The organism is Psychrobacter sp. NG25 (assembly GCF_015234355.1).
Classification (GTDB): Bacteria; Pseudomonadota; Gammaproteobacteria; order Pseudomonadales; family Moraxellaceae; genus Psychrobacter.
Window position 1 is genome coordinate 657719 of the sequence record NZ_JADGMV010000001.1, and the last position, 17952, is coordinate 675670.

The following is a 17952-nucleotide window of genomic DNA, read 5'->3' on the forward strand; positions in this document are numbered from 1 at the left end:
CGTATAGTCAATATAAATAACAAAAAAAGGCACCTTATCAGGTACCTTTTTTAAATGGTCTCACAAGAGTACTTATTGTAGATATGCGTTTTCAGTCAAATTTCTATTTGTATAACGATAACCTTTTGACTCTAAGCAAGCAGTGAATAACGTATTTTCTTTCTCAGGACTTACGTTTGCTATACCAATGTCGTAACGGCATTTTTGTAAAGCACTATTTACATCATCTTGTGCTACACCTGCTTTTTGCCAAGTCGGCTGTGTCATCTGCGTTGAACGATGTGTTGTGGGAGTGGTTGTGCAGCCGGAAACAACTACCATAGAAACAATAACAGTTGTAAGTAAGCTAAGTTTCATACTAAAACCTTAAATTAAAATTTATTGAAAAATATTTCATTCATCTAAATATTAACAATAAACCATTAAAAATGTAAGTTTTTAGAAACAAAAAAAGAGCCTCAATTGAGACTCTCTTTTATAGTATGGATTTAATCGTAATTCCTAACCAGTAGGTTTAACCACCAAAGTCATCAAGCATGATGTTTTCATCTTCAACACCCATACTATGTAGCATGTCGATGACCGCAGCATTCATCATCGGTGGCCCACACATGTAATATTCACAATCTTCTGGGTTTGGATGACCTTTCAGGTATTCTTCTAGTAAGACGTTATGGATAAAGCCGGTGTAGCCTGTCCAGTTGTCTTCAGGAAGTGGATCTGATAGTGCCACATGCCACTCAAAGTTAGAAAAATCTTCTTGAAGTTGATCATAGTCTTCAACGTAGAACATCTCGCGAATAGAACGTGCACCATACCAAAAACTGATTTTACGGTCTGTATTCAAACGCTTAAGCTGATCGAAAATGTGCGAGCGCATTGGTGCCATACCTGCACCACCGCCGACGAAGATCATTTCAGCTTCAGTTTTCTTAGCAAAGAATTCACCGTAAGGACCTGATACCGTTACTTTATCACCAGGTTTTAAGCTAAATGTCCAAGAAGACATCTTACCTGGTGGGATACCGTCTGGGCCACGTGGTGGTGGACTTGCGATACGAATGTTGAACTTGATAAGACCTTTTTCTTCAGGGTAGTTGGCCATTGAATAAGCACGGATAACTGGCTCATCAACTTTTGATACATAGTTAAAGATACCAAATTTTTCCCAATCTTCGCGGTACTCTTCTGCAACATCAAAGTCTTTATAGTGCACTTCATGCGGTGGCGCTTCTAACTGTACATAACCACCAGCGCGGAAGTTAACTTCTTCACCTTCAGGAATTTTTAGTACCAGCTCTTTAATGAAAGTGGCAACGTTATCGTTAGAGACAACCTCGCACTCCCATTTTTGTACATCAAAAAACTCAGGGTCAATCTCGATTTTCATGTCTTGCTTAACAGCTACCTGACAAGCTAAGCGCATGTGATTGCGGATTTCGCCTTGAGTAAAATAGCCTTCTTCAGTCGGCAAGATAGAACCGCCGCCTTCAATAACGCGGCAACGACACTGCGCACAGGTACCACCACCACCACATGCTGAAGATAAGAAAATACCTTCGCTCGCAAGTGTTTGCAGTAGTTTACCGCCCGCTGGTGTCACGACGTCATTATCGGAATTATCATTGATATGGATGGTAACATCGCCTGAACTGACCAGTCTTGAGCGCGCCGCCAAAATAATGGCGACAAGGCCCATGATGATCAAGGTAAACATAGCAACGCCACCAATCGCCGTAGCGTAATCCATGGTAGGTATCCTTAATCTATGGAGTAGGGGAGCGAAGTAACGTCATAACGTTTTTCTGAACCCCTACCGAATAAATGAATTAAATAGGTCAAATCGCTAAATAAGTGTTTAAGCTTAGCGGTCTAAATTGACATACCGCCGAAAGACATAAAGCCAAGTGACATCAGACCAACGGTGATAAACGTAATACCAAGACCACGCAGCGGTGCTGGGATATCTGAGTATTTCAGTTTTTCACGGATACCAGCCAATGCGGTAATCGCTAATGCCCAACCAAAACCTGCACCCACACCATAAACGACTGATTCGCCGAAGTTATAGTCACGCTCAACCATAAATAGTACACCACCTAAGATGGCGCAGTTTACAGTGATGAGTGGTAAGAAAACACCAAGGGCGTTGTATAGACTAGGAACGAACTTATCCAAGAACATTTCTAGAATCTGTACGGTAGCGGCAATAAGACCAATATAACTAAGCAAACCTAAGAAGCTTAAATCGATATCAGGGAAACCTGCCCATGCCAGTGCACCATCTTTTAGGATGAACTGAAATAGTAAGTTGTTTAATGGAACCGTAATCGCCATGACGACGACGACGGCAACACCAAGACCGATAGCGGTTGAAACCTTCTTTGATACTGCTAAGAAAGTACACATACCTAGGAAGTAGGCAAGAGCCATATTCTCAATAAAGACTGAGGTTATAAATAAACTAACATAATGTCCCATTAGTGACCGCCTCCATGTGCCATGCCTTTAGACTGCGGCTTCATTACAAACTCAGCTTCTTCAACCTGTTCTGGTTTCCAAATACGGACGATGACAATGAACAAAGCAATAATAAAGAATGCTGACGGTGGCAATAATAATAGGCCGTTTGGTATGTACCAACCGCCGTCAGTCACTGGTTGTAGAATAGTGATACCGAACCAAGTACCTGCGCCTAATAGCTCACGGATAGTGGCAACGAACAGTAGTACCGCAGAGTAGCCAAGACCATTACCAATACCATCTAAAAAGCTCGGTACTGGTGGGTTGCTCATAGCAAACGCTTCAGCACGGCCCATTACGATACAGTTAGTGATAATCAGACCAACGAAAACTGACAAGCCCTTACTCACATCATAAGCCACGGCTTTTAGGACCTGATCGACCAAGATAACCAATGAGGCAATGATGGTCATCTGCACGATGATACGAATACTTGATGGAATCTGTTTACGAATAATCGAGATAAAAAAGCTCGAAAATGCCGTTACCAGTGTCAATGCTACACACATAACCATGGCATTTGCCATGCTTGTGGTAACCGCTAGTGCCGAACAGATACCTAAGATCTGTAGGGCAATAGGGTTATTATCAAAGACAGGCGAGGTTAAAATACTTTTAGTGTCAGCCATGTTAAGCCTCCTTGCCGTTTGCTACTGGTAGTTTTGCTGCCAGTTCGGTTTTAGGTTGAGCGGTTTGCTTTGATTGATTTGCTTGCGTTTCTGCAGTATCAACTGTCTGACCACCCTCTTTGCGCAGCATATCTAGATAAGGCTTATAACCTTGCTCGCCTAACCAAAACTGAATCATGTTACTGACGCCGCGGCTAGTCAATGTCGCACCACTGATACCATCAACCCAGTTGTCTTTTGGATTACCTGCTTTGGTTACACCAGTGGCAACTTCACCGTTTTCATCATAAGACTGGATACCAGTCCACTTGGCGCGCCACTCTGGCTCTTCGATACGAGCACCCAAACCTGGGGTTTCTTTATGCTCATAGAAGCTGATACCTTTAATAGTATTCATGTCGCTTTCAAGCGTCAAGAAACCATAGATAGTACCCCATAGTCCGTAACCTTGAATAGGCAATACGACTAATTCAGGTTTACCAGCATCGTCTTTTTTGACATAGACTTTGGCATATTTAGGCTTACGACCGATACCCGCAGGATCATCGTTACCTAGGTCGTCACTCAATGCTTGATTCTTAGTCGCTTGACTAGCGTCATAAGCATTGCGATCAGGGATACCCGCGTCTGCTAGCGTTGCATCATCGACATAGTTGCCTTTGTTTAAGTCAATAATTTCGACATCAAAGTCTTTGAATCGTTCGGCAACATCGTCTTGTGTGTCAGACTCAGCATCGTACATGTCAGCCGCGACTAAGATGTTTTTGTTACGGTCTAAGCGCGCGTTTTCAAGCTGAGCTGGCTTTAGGCCAACTGCAACGGCCGAGACCAATACTGAACACACCAAGCATAGCGTTAATGCCACACTAATGGTTTTCGCATTATTACTTTTGGGCTTGGACATAACGAACCCTCCGAGCTGTTTGGCGTTTGATGTTTGCTTGGGTCACAAAGTAATCAAACAATGGCGCAAATAAGTTGGCGAATAGAATAGCCAGCATGATGCCTTCTGGGAAGGCTGGGTTGATGACACGAATCAATACCGTCATAAAACCAATCAAGATACCATAAGCCCAACGGCCTTTATTGGTATGTGCAGCTGAGACTGGATCAGTTGCCATAAATACCGCACCGAAGGCAAAACCACCAATGACTAAGTGCCAATAGAACGGCAAGTTCATCATCATGTTGTCTTTAGAGCCAATCATGTTGAAGATAAGCGAGGTAGCTACAAGACCAACCACACAACCTGCCATGATGCGCCATGAGGCAATACGCGTCCATAGTAGAACAACGGCACCCATTAAGATTGCTAGTGTTGATACTTCACCGATACTGCCTTGCATATTACCGAAGAATGCATCACTCCAGGTGATCGCATTGCCATAGACATCGACGAAATCTTGAGGAGAGACACCAAGTGCAGCAAGACCGAGAGGCGTTGCTCCTGAAAAACCATCAACCGCTGTCCATACAGAGTCACCAGACATATAGGCTGGATAAGCAAAGTATAGGAATGCACGACCCGATAGGGCAGGGTTAAGGAAGTTTTTACCTGTACCACCGAATACTTCTTTGGCTACGACCACACCAAAGATAATACCCAAGGCAACTTGCCATAAAGGAATATCTGGTGGTAGACATAGTGCAAATAGTACCGAGGTCACAAAGAAGCCTTCGTTGACTTCATGCCCGCGTACTACGGCAAAGATAATCTCACAGAGAATACCAACGGCAAATGTCACAAGGTAAATAGGTAGGAACTGCATAGCACCGTAGACAAAACTTGCCCAGACACTGTCTGGATTATAGCCTGCCATGCTAGTGATAACCGTACGCCAGCCTTCAGGCTGCAAGCCAAGCTGAGCAACCGCAGTTAACGCTTGATGACCGATATTGTACATACCCCAAAACATCGCTGGGAAAGTACATAACCATACGGTAATCATAATGCGTTTTAGATCAATCCCGTCGCGTACGTGTGATGACGCGTATGTGGTTGAGTCTGGTTGACGCAAAAACGTATCAAACATCTCAAAGATGGCATAGTATTTCTCGTGTTTGCCGCCTTTGGTAAAAGATGGCTCCATACGATCGAACATATTGTGTAAAAATTTCATCGTGGTTAGCCCTCCAGTTCGATGCGCGTTAAGTTATCACGCAAGATATCACCGAATTCATATTTGCCAGGAGATACAAAGGTGCATAGTGCCAAATCTTCTTCATCCAACTCAAGTACGCCCAAATCAACCGCGACCAACATGTCTTCGACAATCAATGCGCGTAGTAGTTGGGTTGGTAGATAGTCTTGAGGCATGACCTCTTCATAGGCACCAATTGGCACCATCGCTCGCGGTGAGCCATTACTCGTGGTAGTAAAGTTGTATTTTTTGCCACCAAAAAACTGCGAGATATAGATAGGCAGTTTTGAGAAACGGTTTTTACCTGGCGTAAAGAAGTGGAACGCTGGGCGCTCATGACCTTCCGTCAGCACACTGATCTGATTATGAAAACGACCAAGATAGGCAATATTGCTAAACACTTTGCGACCAGATAATACCGAACCTGAAATGATACGGTTCTCGCCAGCTGCTAGCTGACCTTTGGTCAAGGCAGTAATATCAGCGCCGCGCTCAGTCATAACTAAGTGTGGGTTACTGACAGAAGGGCCCGCTAAGCTAATCAAGCGAGGCGTGTATAGACGGCCGGTGGTAAATAGCTTACCAATCGCAATCACATCTTGATAGCCAATTGTCCAGACGCTCACGCCACGCATAATTGGGTGTAAAAAGTGAATGTGCGTACCTGCCAGACCAGCTGGATGCTTGCCAGCAAAGCCATGATACTCAGTGACGTTATTCGCAGCAGTTTTTGCGACCGGTGTCAGTTGGGCATTACCATGATGGCAGACAAACGTCTTTGGGCTGAGTGTCGACAACACAGCAAGACCATCATTGAACGCTTGTAGCTGCTCATTGATCAGCAACATCGGATCAAACGCTAGGGGGCTGGTATCTATAGCAGTGACAAAGATGGCATGAGGACGGGCACCGATTTCTGGCGTACGGCTAAAGGGGCGCGTGCGAAACGCAGTCCATTCGCCAGAGGCAAGTAATTGGGTTTCGACAACTTCAGAGTCTAGGTCAGCCAGTTGCTGGGAGTCATAGCGCTCGAAGTCTACTTCTTCACCTTTTGGGTCGACCGCAATAACGAGGCTCTCAAACACACGACGGTCACCGCGTTTAATCGCGACAACTTTACCAGCAGCAGGGGCAGTGTAGATAACGCCTGCACGTTTTTTATCTTCAAAAACGGGCTGACCTTTTGCTACGATGTCACCTTCTTTGACATTCATCGTGGGCTTCATACCGATATAATCATAGCCAATAAGGGCTACGTGTGTCGGTTGGTGCTCAGATATCTCGCGGGAGGGTTCGCCGGTGATGGGCAAATCCAAACCTTTTTTGATGGTAATCATAAGCGAAAACTTAGTCCATAGTCTAAAACGATACCAGACTTCCTGTTTGGTACATCGGTAGCATGAACATATGCATCATTTAATAAAGCACTCACTCACCTATTCCTATAATAGGATGGTGATAGAGTTCTCTAAAAATAAAGCACGATCATAACTACTATTAAGAGTATTAACGCTGACCTTAGACTCCTTAACAACACGTTAATGTCTTATTCGAATTACCAAAGTGGCGACTGGCTACCAAGGTGTATATTAAAACCATCCAATTAAAAACCATCGCTAAAGCAGTTAGCTAAAAGTGACAGTTCTTAAGATAAACAGCTTTATCATACGTTTCATTGAAAATTAAAATTCTTAATACCAGTATTGTAGACCCCACTTATGAGTTCAGTATCCTAGAAAAGATACTTAATTGAATAAGTATGTAGCCAAATAACGATCTATTGAGATAGATGATAAACTGGTAAAAAGACAAACTGGCTAAGCAATTAACAAGCAGTGTGCACTTATCGTATAATATTGCTATAAAGCCAATAATAGCTATTTTAGTATCGTTGACCAGTGATAAAGACAATATGAAAACGTTAGGAAAGGTATTTAATTAGAGTGTGTAATACTGCAGGGTAATCTGTTTCGATCGACCAGTTGAGATTTCTAATATAACCTTTCTTAGCAAGAAGTCAGCCAATATCATGTAAATGTATTTAGCTCTTACTCGATTCATCCTGACCGCTAATCTTTTTTTAGTCGTGAATGACCTAATAAAAATATAACGTATGGTTACTATCACATAGAAACAAATAAAATTTACCTAGGATTATACGCTAAATTGACCTAAAATTGCCAGTCAGGAATTCAATTTACCTAATGTTTTCAATGGCTGTAATTATAAAAACTTATAGTTATCACTTTTAGTTTTATTGTCATGAATACAGTTTTGAGCAATATTTTTTATCATTATTTAGCGTGTGTTGAGAACTCAATACACCATAATATTTAAAGTTTGGTTTTTCAAATTTATTCAATATTTTGTTTTATAAGGAATGCGATATGTGTGCTGTGCCTGTCATTATCCCGGCGATTGATTTAAAAGATGGTAAATGTGTACGCTTAAAACAAGGCCGTATGGAAGATGATACGGTATTCTCTGATGATCCAGTTGCGATGGCAGCACGCTGGGTAGAGGAAGGTGCACGCCGACTGCATTTGGTTGATTTGAATGGCGCTTTTGATGGTGTGCCTGTTCATAGACAAGTAGTCAATGATATCACCAAAGCTTATCCGAATTTGCCTATTCAATTGGGCGGCGGTGTGCGTAATATGAACACCATTGAACAATACATCACTGCAGGTTTAACTTATATTATTATCGGTACAAAAGCAGTTGAAAACCCTGAATTTGTTGCAGAAGCTTGCCGCGAATTTCCGGGGCATATCATTGTAGGTATCGACGCAAAAGACGGCATGGTCGCAACCCATGGTTGGGCGAATGTTACTGATACCAAAGCAACTGAGCTTGCCAAGCGTTTTGCTGATGTAGGTGTCTCTTCAATCGTCTATACTGATATTGCCCGTGATGGCATGATGCAAGGCGTCAATGTTGAGCAAACGGTTAACTTGGCTCGTGAAGGCGGCTTACCAGTGATTGCTTCAGGCGGCGTGACTGATATGAAAGATATCGAGCTATTAAAGCCTTATGGCGATTGCATCGAGGGCATCATTACTGGCCGTGCTATTTATGAAGGTACGCTAAGCTTAAGTGAAGCGCAGATTTATCTAGATCATAAATAAGAAACAATGTAGTAGTGAAACTGAGCAATAAAAATTAGTGAAGCTAGCAAAGGATGCTTATGGCAACTCGTTTAGACCTTCCAAGGATACGCAGTTGTCCAAGAGCGTGGTGTCAGATATGGTTGCTATTAAGCCTCCTTTGTTCTCTTCCAGTTTATGCTGTTGATGAAGAAACCACTGATATAGCCGAAGTATCAGAAATAGAGCGTGCAGAAAGCGTTGTATCAAATGATATTGCGGAACCAGATACTGATATTGTTGAGCTTCCTACGCAGTCATCTGAACCTGAGCCAACTCCATCGCCAGTAATCGTCAGCGAAAGTACCAATAACGCCCAAATTGAAACCACACCGACCCCGCAAAAAGACAATGACATTCGTCAACGTATCAAAGGTATTTTTTCTGAAATTGATGGCTTACAAGCTGTCAATGTGAGTGTCGCCCAAGGTGTGGTTACCTTAACGGGAGAGACGCCAAACGAGAAGAAAGCACAGCAGGCCATTAATTTAACCAATCGTTTGACAGATGTGGTTACCGTCTCGGATCAGATTGATCGTACATTAGATGTGCAAGATAACGTCACTACTGTCTATCAAGGTCTCAAAGTACAAGCCAAAAATTTAGTCAAAGCCTTACCACTATTATTAGTCGGTATCATTCTGTTTATACTGGTGAGCTGGTTTGGTAGCTGGTTGTCTAATCGCAAAAGAATGTGGCAACGGTTGACACCCAATCCATTTGTCGCTGAGCTACTGTCACAAACTGTCAAAGTCATATTTATTATATTTGGCCTTATCTTAGCGCTAAGCTTGATAGGAGCAGAGACCATCTTAAGCACATTGCTTGGTGGTGCTGGCGTCATCGGTATTGCGGTTGGTTTTGCAGTCAAAGATACCATTGAAAACTATATCGCATCGTTAATGTTAAGTATTCGCCAACCATTTCGCGCACGTGACCACATTGTGATTAATGGGCAAGAGGGTATAGTAGTGCGCTTGACCTCACGCGCGACGATATTGATGACACTAGATGGTAATCAATTGCGTATTCCTAATTCTGAAGTCTTCAAAGGTACTATCCTCAATTACACCAAAAACCCCGAACGTCGATTCACCTTTGAGTTGGGTGTTGATGCTAATGATGATCCGTTAGCTGCTATCAAGGTTGGATTGGACGCAATACATAGTTTGGCGTTCGTGTTAGATGAGCCAAAAGCGATCGCTGTTATTAATAATGTTGGCGATTCTAACATCGTATTAGAGTTTCAAGTTTGGGTAGATCAATCAGAGACGGACTTTTCAAAAGCACGCAGTATTGCCATTCGTGAGACCAAACATGCATTAGAGGATGAAGGTTTCAGCCTACCTGAACCTATTTATCGATTGCGTTTTAATCGTGATTTGGAAAAAGCCTTTGAGCATATGCAAAGCAGTCATTTAAACGATACATCTAATTTGACGGTTACACCGACCGTGTCTGAGACTGCTACGAATAGTAATAGCAGCCCTACTGATAATAACGACAAAAAACAAGCAAAAGCACGTGCTAAGCTTATTTTACAAGATGACAATGCTAGTGATGTTCTGAGTGCGCGTTCTGATGACAAGCTAATGAAAAAGGTTGAGCAAGAGATTGCAGAGCGTTCAGATGAGACTGATTTATTGAACAATAATAGCCCGCAAGAGTGACATATGGTCAATCCTCTATAAACTGGATACGGTGTCAGTCTCATTTAGTCTACTATTTGTAGTACTTTCATTCGTCTTCCTTGTATCCAAACTATATTGAATCAACTATATATAGACCAGTTTTAAAATAGGCATAGAAAATGCAACGAAACGTATATCTGATAATTATTTAAATACGAGACATTTTCTATGCAAATGAAACATCTGATTATATTCGCGCTAGTTGGCATGGTAGCATTACTTGGCTTTAACCTTATTAATGGTAGTCAACGTGATAAAAATAGAGAAGCGCTCGTCAGTAGTGCAGCGTCACAGCAGAGTAGTATCAACGCAGAGATACCTGAGACTCATATCGAAGCAAGCAGCTCCGATGCTATCACTAGCAAGCCTTTGGGTGAGCAGCCTAAAGCCATCCTTGACAGTGCCACGACTCAAATAGATCAAGCTCAACAAGCAGAACAGAAAAATCTAGAAGAGATGGATAACACTGCACAGTAGCCAGTGCTTATTAAGCAAGTACCACGCATTTATATGAATAGTGAGACATAAAAAAGGCTAACGATGACGTTAGCCTTTTTTATATTTCGAGCGTCTAACTAAAACTAGCCTTTCTTATTAGCGCCTTTACTACGACTGCTACTTCTCTTGGCTGGGCTCTTTTTGGCGGGTGCTTTTTTCGTCTGATTCATTTCACTAGATTGCAGTTTGGCTTTTAAATCAAAGTCAATTTGCAATAGATCCATGTTCACGCCAGCAACTTTGACCTTGACCGAATCACCAAGTCCAAACAAAGTACCTTTGTCTTTACCAATCAGTTGTTGCTGCTGCTCATCATAGACAAAGAAATCATCACCGACATTTGAGATATGGACCAAACCATCGATATATAAGTCGGTCAATGTCACAAATAGACCGAAGCTAGTAACGGTAGTCACCACACCTTCGAACTCTTCGCCAACATGGTCTTTCATGTAATGACATTTGAGCCAAGACTCTACATAGCGAGAGGCTTTTTCTGCACGGCGTTCTGTATCTGACGTTTGCGTACCAGCACCTTCAAGAGAGAAGTCCATAGCAGGCTGTTGGCTATTAGTCACTTTTGCTTTAATAGCACGATGCAGCATCAAATCAGGATAACGACGAATAGGGGAAGTAAAGTGGCTATATTCGTCATATGCCAGACCAAAGTGACCGATATTGTCAGGTGCATAGTTTGCTTGCATCATTGAGCGCAATAGCATGCTATGGATACTAATCGCATCGGGTCTGTCTTTAGTCGCTTCAATAATGCGCTGATAATCCGCTTGAGTTGGGTTTTCTTCTGGGAACGATAGGCCAAAGTTCTTTGCATATTCATGAATACGCATTGATTTTTCACCATCAGGCTTATCATGGTTACGATATAAGACAGGCAATTCATGCTTTAGCGCAAAGTTCGCTGCACAGGTATTGGCCAGTAGCATACATTCTTCGATAAGCTTCTGAGAATCACCACGAGTACGTGGCAGAATAGCCTCGATGCCGCCTTTTTCGTTGAACTTGATATACGTTTCAACGGTTTCAAATTCCATCGCATGACGTTCTTCACGTTTTTTAAGCAGTAGCTCATAAAGCTGATGTAACGTGTCGACAGATTTTTTAACGTCTTTATTACCTGTTAATGATTCAGGCAAGCGCTTATCAGTCTGATTTACCAGATAATCATTTACTTGATTATAGGTCAAACGTGCTTGTGAATGCATGACAGCAGGATAAAACTCATACCCAGTAACCTTGCCAGCGCGTGATATCTTAATATCAGCAACCATACACAGACGATCAAGATTAGGGTTCAATGAACATAAACCGTTAGAAAGCACTTCTGGCAACATCGGAATCACTCGATGCGGGAAGTATACTGAGGTACCACGCTCGTAAGCATCTTGGTCAAGTGCTGAATTTGGCGTCACGTAATAACTGACATCAGCAATCGCTACTAAAACGCGATAGTTACCACCAGATCGTTTTTCAGCGAATACAGCATCATCAAAGTCACGTGCATCTTCACCATCAATCGTGACGAGTGGTAAATGACGTAAGTCTGTGCGACCTTTAATGTCTTTTTCAGTCGGCTCTTGATAGCCATCAGCTTGTTTGAGTGTGGCTTCACTGAAGTCTGAAGGGATGTCATAGTTGAGTAGCGTGGTTTCAATAATCAGTTCACGATCATTGTCATCAGACAGGAGTTCCGTGATTTTACCAGTAGCAAACTCATGCTGGTTTGGCCAATCGATGATATCGACTTTGACAGGAGAGCCTTGCTTGGCATTAAACGCTTGTACGTTGTCTTCAGTGACCGTAATCGGCTGATGGTTATTTGGACTGCCAAGCTCGACACAGTAGCCATCGTCATCACGAGCTAATGTGCCAATAAAGTTGTTTTGGCGACGTTCAACGACATCGACAATACGCCCTTCGGTACGGCCACGATTGTCTGTTGAAGTACCGACTGCTTCGACGGTGTCCCCGTTAAATACCCAACGCATTTGCTTTTCATGCAAGAACAAATCTGGCATATCACTCAAAAGCACAAAACCAAAACCTTTAGGATGCGCAGACACTGTACCAGTGACGACATCTTGCTGAGTCACTGTGCGATAGCGATAAGGACGACCGTCGCGGTTTACTTGTCCATCACGCGCCATTGCTTTTAGGCGATTGCCCAAAGCGTCAAATTGATCAGGATCATCAATATTAAAGGCTTTTGCCAATTGCTGATGAGTGACTTCACCATGCTCAGTAATCGTGCTAAGTATTAGCTCACGACTAGGGATGGGATTGTCATATCTTTTTGCCTCGCTTGAGGCGTTTGGATCATTCCAACTCATAAATTACCGTATCTATTTTTAAAATTATTAATAGGGGCTATCTTAACACGAACAACGTGGCAATATCTTGCGTCAATTGTCTTATGTGTGTTCAGTAGCAAGGAGTTGTTACTTTCAATTAGTAACAACTATTGTGATAAATCAAATATCAACATCGACCTTACTTGATTTATTGGCTATCTTTTTGCTGTCAATTTCTTTTGAGACTTCTAGCACGGTTGTTTGATTAGACTTGTCGAGGTATTTTTGTGCTTTATCTACTTCAGTAGTCAAGGTATTGACCGTTTGTTTCATGTTCTCTAACGCTTCAATCTTATAATTGCTAATCATATCCATCGTATCATAGACATTATTAAAAGCGTTTTGCAGTTTATCAAGCTCGATACTGCTGCTAGTGGCTTGTTCATGAATTTCACCCGACTGACGTTTTAGCATCGCTGAGGTTGATTCAATCAAGCTACTGGTGGTTTTATTCAACGCAGTGATTTGATCAAGCACCAGTTTCTGATTGGTCATTGCTTGAGCGACGACGACAGCAGTACGTAATGCTGAAACAGTCGTTGTTGTAGCACGATCTACGCCTTTGATTAGCTCTAAATTATTACGACGAATAGTATCAAGCGCCAAATAACCTTGTACATTAACAGCTAATTGGGTCAAAAAATCTGTATTCTTTTGACGCACATAAAACAGCATTTCTTCTTTGATAATGCGAGCTTTTTCAGGGTCAGTTGCTTCGATTGCATAGATTTTGTGTTCCAACTGTTCGTCAATTTTTTTGCCAACATAGACATATTGACGAATAGACTGCATCAGCTCCCACATATTGACTTTTTCTTGCTCAATCATCGCATTGTCTTTGAGCAGCTCATCTTTACCATTATAAAGACTGGTCACCACGGCATTGATATGTGACTGTGCTGACTCATATTGACGGAAATAATCTTGCACTTTGTTACCAAAAGGTATGAGACCGAACAGCTTGCGTGAGCTAGTCAGCTCTTTTTTACTCGGATCTAAATCTTCTACGATACCGCGCAGTTCAGTCAATGACTTGGCAATAGGGGAGTTGTCAAACAAGCTGTCATTGAGACTTTTCGCTGGCAAATCCAACATACGGTTAGATACTTGTGCCGATTCACGAATCTCTTTCGTACCCAAGTTATGAATAGACTGCACGTTTTGTCTAAACTCATCGCTATGCACAGAGTTAGTAAGAACGTGGTCTACAAAAGCGTCAACTTTGGCATCGAGCTCTGGAATCTGGCTTTCATCCAACTTGACCATCTGATCTGCTTCACTTTTTTGTATTTCTTTCACAGGTTCAGGCGGCGTCAATGAAATACTTGGAGTTGTTGCGTTTTCTGGTGGAGTCAATTCTTGCATGAAGTTTCCTATAATATCTGAAATGGACAGTATTTTTGGTCAATAGCTACAAAAGACGATAATCGTAAAACACGTTAACAGTACATGGATATTTTTATACACTCGATTGTACTTATTTGAATGGTATAAATGTCGTACAGAAGACCTTTAGACTAACTGGTAATGAAAAGGTTGAGAAGATAGATTTTGTAAAGTAGCGTCGACTTATTATATTAAAAAATGGCTATTCATAGGCCTAAATATTAAAAAACCATCAATATCCCGCAGCATATTGATGGTTAAGATTACAAGTATCTACATCGACTAACAGCCACAACTAAAACAATCTGAAAAACAGATTATTTTTTCTTAGTTGGCCCAAGCAGCATACCCATTTGACGACCTTCCATCTTAGGGTACTGCTCGACGTTTGAGATATCAGCGGTATCTTCAATAATACGATCAAGTTGTTTGCGACCAATATCTTGGTGCGCCATTTCACGTCCACGGAAGCGGATGCTAATTTTAACTTTGTCTTGATCTTCCAAGAAACTAACGATTTTTCTCAGTTTAACCTGATAATCGGCTTCTTCGGTACTTGGACGTAGCTTCATCTCTTTGAGCTGAGTCTGTTTTTGGTTTTTCTTAGCTTCTTTTGCTTTCTGCTTTTGATCATAGAGGAAATGCTTATAATCCATGATTTTGCATACTGGCGGTTTAGCTTCAGGAACTAATTCAACCAAATCTAGACTGTCTTCACGTGCCGCTTTCATCGCGGTGTCGATATCGACCACGCCCATTTGTTCGCCGTCTTCTTTAACCAGACGGACTTCTTTGGCACTGATATCTTCGTTGATGTTCAAACGGTTCGACTGTTTAATAGGTATTACTCCTCATCTGTTTTTGGGGTCTGTCGGCCTTTCTCAGCGACAGCGGTCTGTACTAATGTAATAAATTCAGAAACACTCATCACGCCAAGGTTCTCACCTTCACGCGTACGGACGTTGACACTGCCCGATTCGACTTCTTTATCCCCTAATACTAGCATATAGGGAATACGTTCTAATGTTTTCTCTCGTATCTTAAATCCAATCTTTTCGTTACGCAAGTCACTAATAGCTCGCAAACCTGCATTTTTTAGTTCACTAACGACGTTTTCACAAGCTTCACCTTGTTTATCGGTGATATTCATAACCACTACTTGTTGTGGTGCTAGCCATACTGGCATCCAACCCGCATAGTTTTCAATTAATATACCGATGAAACGCTCAAATGAACCTAATATTGCACGGTGCAACATAACAGGTACTTCGCGCTCATTTTGCTCATTGACAAATTCAGCATCTAAACGCTCAGGCATGTTTGGATCAACCTGAATGGTACCGCACTGCCATACACGTCCTAATGAGTCTTTTAGACTAAATTCAATCTTCGGACCATAGAATGCGCCTTCGCCTGGTAAATAATCCCAGTCAAGGCCTGAGCTATCAAGTGCATCTGACAAGGCTTTCTCTGCAAAATCCCATGACTCATCACTACCAACACGTTTTTCAGGACGGGTTGAGAGTTTCATGATAATGTTATCGAAACCAAAGTCTTCATACACTGCAAGCGTCAGCTTAATAAAATCAGCCACTTCTTGTTGAATTTGCGCTTGGGTACAGAAGATATGCGCGTCATCTTGGGTAAAACCACGAACACGCATCAAGCCATGCAATGAACCTGATGGTTCGTTACGATGACAAGAACCAAATTCTGCCATACGAAGAGGCAGGTCACGGTAAGATTTTAGGCCTTGGTTAAATACCTGCACATGGCAAGGGCAGTTCATCGGTTTTACAGCATAATCACGGTTTTCACTAGAGGTCGTAAACATATTGGTGGCATAGTTACCCCAATGTCCAGAACGCTCCCACAAGCTACGATCGACGATTTGTGGTGTTTTGATTTCTTCATAGCCATTATCATGCTGCACTTTACGCATATATTGCTCAAGTACTTGATAAATCGTCCAACCGTTTGCATGCCAGAACACCATACCAGGTGCTTGCTCTTGCATATGGAACAGATTTAACGCTTTACCAATCTTACGATGGTCACGTTTTTCTGCTTCTTCGATACGTTGGATATAGGCTTTTAGCTGTTTCTTATCAGCCCACGCAGTACCATAGATACGTTGCAACTGCTCGTTTTTCGCATCGCCGCGCCAATAAGCGCCAGACATTTTGGTCAGTTTAAATACTTTTAGGAATCGTGTGTTTGGCACGTGTGGGCCGCGGCACATATCGACGTATTCTTGATGATGATACAGACCAAAGGCTTCTTCGCCTGGCATATCGTTGATTAACTTAAGCTTATAATCTTCGTTACGTGACTCAAATATCTCAATCGCTTCTGCACGTGGTGTCATCTTTTTAACAACGTCATAATCTTGCTTGATCAGCTGCATCATGCGCTTCTCAATAGCTTCCATATGCTCAGGCGTAAACGGCGTCTCACTGAAAATATCGTAATAAAAACCATCATCAATAACAGGACCGATGACCATCTTCACATCAGGATATAGTTGCTTAACGGCATGACCCAAAAGATGAGCACATGAGTGACGAATGATATCGACACCGTCATCATCTTTTGGGGTAATGACTTCGACTTTAGCATCAGCGACGATAGGATCATGAGCATCTACGAGATGACCGTTTACACGTCCAGCAACCGTCGCCTTAGCAAGCCCCGCCCCGATACTTTGCGCCACTTCCATGACTGTTGTATTACCTTCGAAGTCTTTTACGCTGCCATCGGGTAAAGTAATCGCTACCATAATCTATTCACCTATTATTGGGTCCGTTGGCAGTGATGATTGCAACCATCAATCATATAACCGTGAGACCGCATCAAGTACATCTGTTCATTGTGGAAGGTATACATTATTTTATAAGTCGCTTACTAATATATATTGCATATTGCGGAACTAGTGGATTGTTCAAGTGTGTTTGACCAATGCCAATATAATAGGTAACGTCTCGTCATCTAATTGATAATGGACGGTTAGCGGAAATAAAATAATGCAGTAAACCAACTATTATAGCAAAGACCATCTATCAACACTAGATATCAAGGGATAGAGTATTAGTCTCAATAAGACATGAACCATAATATAGACTATGAAAGCCGTTTTGGACATTTCAGTATAGAGTGTTGGCGAAGCTCTGTGAATGACCTTTTATATAGTGCTTTTTATAGAAATATCAACATTAAAAGAATAAGTAGGAAAACACCCAAAGGATATTCCTAGCCATCTTCTTAGCCTATCGGGAGCAATAAAAACCTAACCCATTGAAACTAATGCAGTATTATATAGACGATCAAACTAATCAAGAAACCTTTGGCAAAGCAGTTGACACAGCTCTTAAACTCTATATAATACGCCCCTCAACAGGGAGAACTGGCAGTAATTAGGAGATAATTACTTAATTAAAACCCAGTTAACTCATTGAAACGAATTAAAAAAAGAAGTTGACAGACTATTAAAACATGATATGATAGTCAGCTCGCTAAATAGGATAAGCCGTATTGGCTGAGATTATTTAGTTGAAATACTAACACTGGAC

14 protein-coding genes are annotated in these 17952 nt (G+C 41.9%); 3 read left to right on the top strand and 11 right to left on the bottom strand.

Annotated elements, in window-relative coordinates; all coding sequences use genetic code 11:
* Nucleotides 1-72: 72 nt before the first annotated feature.
* The 7 genes from IPZ60_RS02770 to IPZ60_RS02800 form a co-directional block, all read right to left on the bottom strand.
* Nucleotides 73-357 carry a hypothetical protein gene (locus IPZ60_RS02770; RefSeq protein ID WP_194196319.1) on the bottom strand — a complete coding sequence of 95 codons (285 nt, stop codon included), beginning with the start codon at nucleotides 355-357 and terminating at the stop codon, nucleotides 73-75.
* Nucleotides 358-514: 157 nt separating this feature from the next.
* Nucleotides 515-1750 (bottom strand): NADH:ubiquinone reductase (Na(+)-transporting) subunit F, encoded by a 1236-nt coding sequence (gene nqrF / locus IPZ60_RS02775; protein WP_194196320.1) that lies wholly within the window; start codon nucleotides 1748-1750, stop codon nucleotides 515-517.
* Between the two features lie 122 nt (nucleotides 1751-1872).
* The gene (nqrE, locus tag IPZ60_RS02780; RefSeq protein ID WP_011281361.1) at nucleotides 1873-2481 is read right to left on the bottom strand and encodes an NADH:ubiquinone reductase (Na(+)-transporting) subunit E; all 609 of its coding nucleotides are present in this window, start codon (nucleotides 2479-2481) and stop codon (nucleotides 1873-1875) included.
* Nucleotides 2481-3152, bottom strand: coding sequence for an NADH:ubiquinone reductase (Na(+)-transporting) subunit D (locus IPZ60_RS02785; RefSeq protein WP_110924425.1), 672 nt, complete (start codon nucleotides 3150-3152; stop codon nucleotides 2481-2483). The genes nqrE and IPZ60_RS02785 overlap by 1 nt, the downstream gene beginning before the upstream one ends.
* A gap of 1 nt (nucleotide 3153) precedes the next feature.
* Nucleotides 3154-4056: a Na(+)-translocating NADH-quinone reductase subunit C gene (locus IPZ60_RS02790; protein WP_194196321.1), complete on the bottom strand. Its 903-nt coding sequence runs from the start codon at nucleotides 4054-4056 to the stop codon at nucleotides 3154-3156.
* Nucleotides 4037-5272, bottom strand: coding sequence for an NADH:ubiquinone reductase (Na(+)-transporting) subunit B (locus tag IPZ60_RS02795; RefSeq protein ID WP_194196322.1), 1236 nt, complete (start codon nucleotides 5270-5272; stop codon nucleotides 4037-4039). The genes IPZ60_RS02790 and IPZ60_RS02795 overlap by 20 nt, the downstream gene beginning before the upstream one ends.
* 5 nt (nucleotides 5273-5277) lie before the next feature.
* The gene (locus IPZ60_RS02800; protein ID WP_194196323.1) at nucleotides 5278-6630 is read right to left on the bottom strand and encodes a Na(+)-translocating NADH-quinone reductase subunit A; all 1353 of its coding nucleotides are present in this window, start codon (nucleotides 6628-6630) and stop codon (nucleotides 5278-5280) included.
* A gap of 1050 nt (nucleotides 6631-7680) precedes the next feature.
* Here IPZ60_RS02800 and hisA point away from each other — a divergent pair.
* From hisA to IPZ60_RS02815, 3 genes are all read left to right on the top strand, one after another.
* The gene (hisA, locus tag IPZ60_RS02805; RefSeq protein WP_110924421.1) at nucleotides 7681-8421 is read left to right on the top strand and encodes a 1-(5-phosphoribosyl)-5-[(5-phosphoribosylamino)methylideneamino]imidazole-4-carboxamide isomerase; all 741 of its coding nucleotides are present in this window, start codon (nucleotides 7681-7683) and stop codon (nucleotides 8419-8421) included.
* Between the two features lie 59 nt (nucleotides 8422-8480).
* Nucleotides 8481-10109 carry a mechanosensitive ion channel family protein gene (locus IPZ60_RS02810; protein ID WP_194196324.1) on the top strand — a complete coding sequence of 543 codons (1629 nt, stop codon included), beginning with the start codon at nucleotides 8481-8483 and terminating at the stop codon, nucleotides 10107-10109.
* Nucleotides 10110-10298: 189 nt separating this feature from the next.
* Nucleotides 10299-10607 (top strand): hypothetical protein, encoded by a 309-nt coding sequence (locus IPZ60_RS02815; RefSeq protein WP_194196325.1) that lies wholly within the window; start codon nucleotides 10299-10301, stop codon nucleotides 10605-10607.
* 104 nt (nucleotides 10608-10711) lie between these two features.
* Here the strand turns inward: IPZ60_RS02815 and rnr are convergent, their stop codons facing one another.
* From rnr to thrS, 4 genes are all read right to left on the bottom strand, one after another.
* On the bottom strand, nucleotides 10712-12976 hold the full coding sequence (rnr, locus tag IPZ60_RS02820; RefSeq protein WP_194196326.1) for a ribonuclease R: 2265 nt from the start codon (nucleotides 12974-12976) through the stop codon (nucleotides 10712-10714).
* Nucleotides 12977-13117: 141 nt separating this feature from the next.
* The gene (locus IPZ60_RS02825) at nucleotides 13118-14362 is read right to left on the bottom strand and encodes a toxic anion resistance protein (RefSeq protein WP_194196327.1); all 1245 of its coding nucleotides are present in this window, start codon (nucleotides 14360-14362) and stop codon (nucleotides 13118-13120) included.
* Between the two features lie 338 nt (nucleotides 14363-14700).
* Nucleotides 14701-15204: a translation initiation factor IF-3 gene (gene infC, locus IPZ60_RS02830; protein ID WP_010197324.1), complete on the bottom strand. Its 504-nt coding sequence runs from the start codon at nucleotides 15202-15204 to the stop codon at nucleotides 14701-14703.
* Between the two features lie 23 nt (nucleotides 15205-15227).
* Nucleotides 15228-17162: a threonine--tRNA ligase gene (gene thrS / locus IPZ60_RS02835; RefSeq protein ID WP_194196328.1), complete on the bottom strand. Its 1935-nt coding sequence runs from the start codon at nucleotides 17160-17162 to the stop codon at nucleotides 15228-15230.
* Nucleotides 17163-17952 lie beyond the last annotated feature (790 nt).

Excerpts from the sequence above, each read along its gene's own strand:
- hisA (WP_110924421.1), top strand. The coding sequence starts at position 7,681 with ATGTGTGCTGTGCCTGTCATTATCCCGGCGATTGATTTAAAAGATGGT.
- rnr (WP_194196326.1), bottom strand. The coding sequence starts at position 12,976 with ATGAGTTGGAATGATCCAAACGCCTCAAGCGAGGCAAAAAGATATGAC.
- IPZ60_RS02810 (WP_194196324.1), top strand. The coding sequence starts at position 8,481 with ATGGCAACTCGTTTAGACCTTCCAAGGATACGCAGTTGTCCAAGAGCG.
- IPZ60_RS02770 (WP_194196319.1), bottom strand. The coding sequence starts at position 357 with ATGAAACTTAGCTTACTTACAACTGTTATTGTTTCTATGGTAGTTGTT.
- thrS (WP_194196328.1), bottom strand. The coding sequence starts at position 17,162 with ATGGTAGCGATTACTTTACCCGATGGCAGCGTAAAAGACTTCGAAGGT.
- IPZ60_RS02795 (WP_194196322.1), bottom strand. The coding sequence starts at position 5,272 with ATGAAATTTTTACACAATATGTTCGATCGTATGGAGCCATCTTTTACC.
- IPZ60_RS02785 (WP_110924425.1), bottom strand. The coding sequence starts at position 3,152 with ATGGCTGACACTAAAAGTATTTTAACCTCGCCTGTCTTTGATAATAAC.
- IPZ60_RS02825 (WP_194196327.1), bottom strand. The coding sequence starts at position 14,362 with ATGCAAGAATTGACTCCACCAGAAAACGCAACAACTCCAAGTATTTCA.
- nqrE (WP_011281361.1), bottom strand. The coding sequence starts at position 2,481 with ATGGGACATTATGTTAGTTTATTTATAACCTCAGTCTTTATTGAGAAT.
- IPZ60_RS02790 (WP_194196321.1), bottom strand. The coding sequence starts at position 4,056 with ATGTCCAAGCCCAAAAGTAATAATGCGAAAACCATTAGTGTGGCATTA.
- IPZ60_RS02815 (WP_194196325.1), top strand. The coding sequence starts at position 10,299 with ATGCAAATGAAACATCTGATTATATTCGCGCTAGTTGGCATGGTAGCA.
- nqrF (WP_194196320.1), bottom strand. The coding sequence starts at position 1,750 with ATGGATTACGCTACGGCGATTGGTGGCGTTGCTATGTTTACCTTGATC.
- IPZ60_RS02800 (WP_194196323.1), bottom strand. The coding sequence starts at position 6,630 with ATGATTACCATCAAAAAAGGTTTGGATTTGCCCATCACCGGCGAACCC.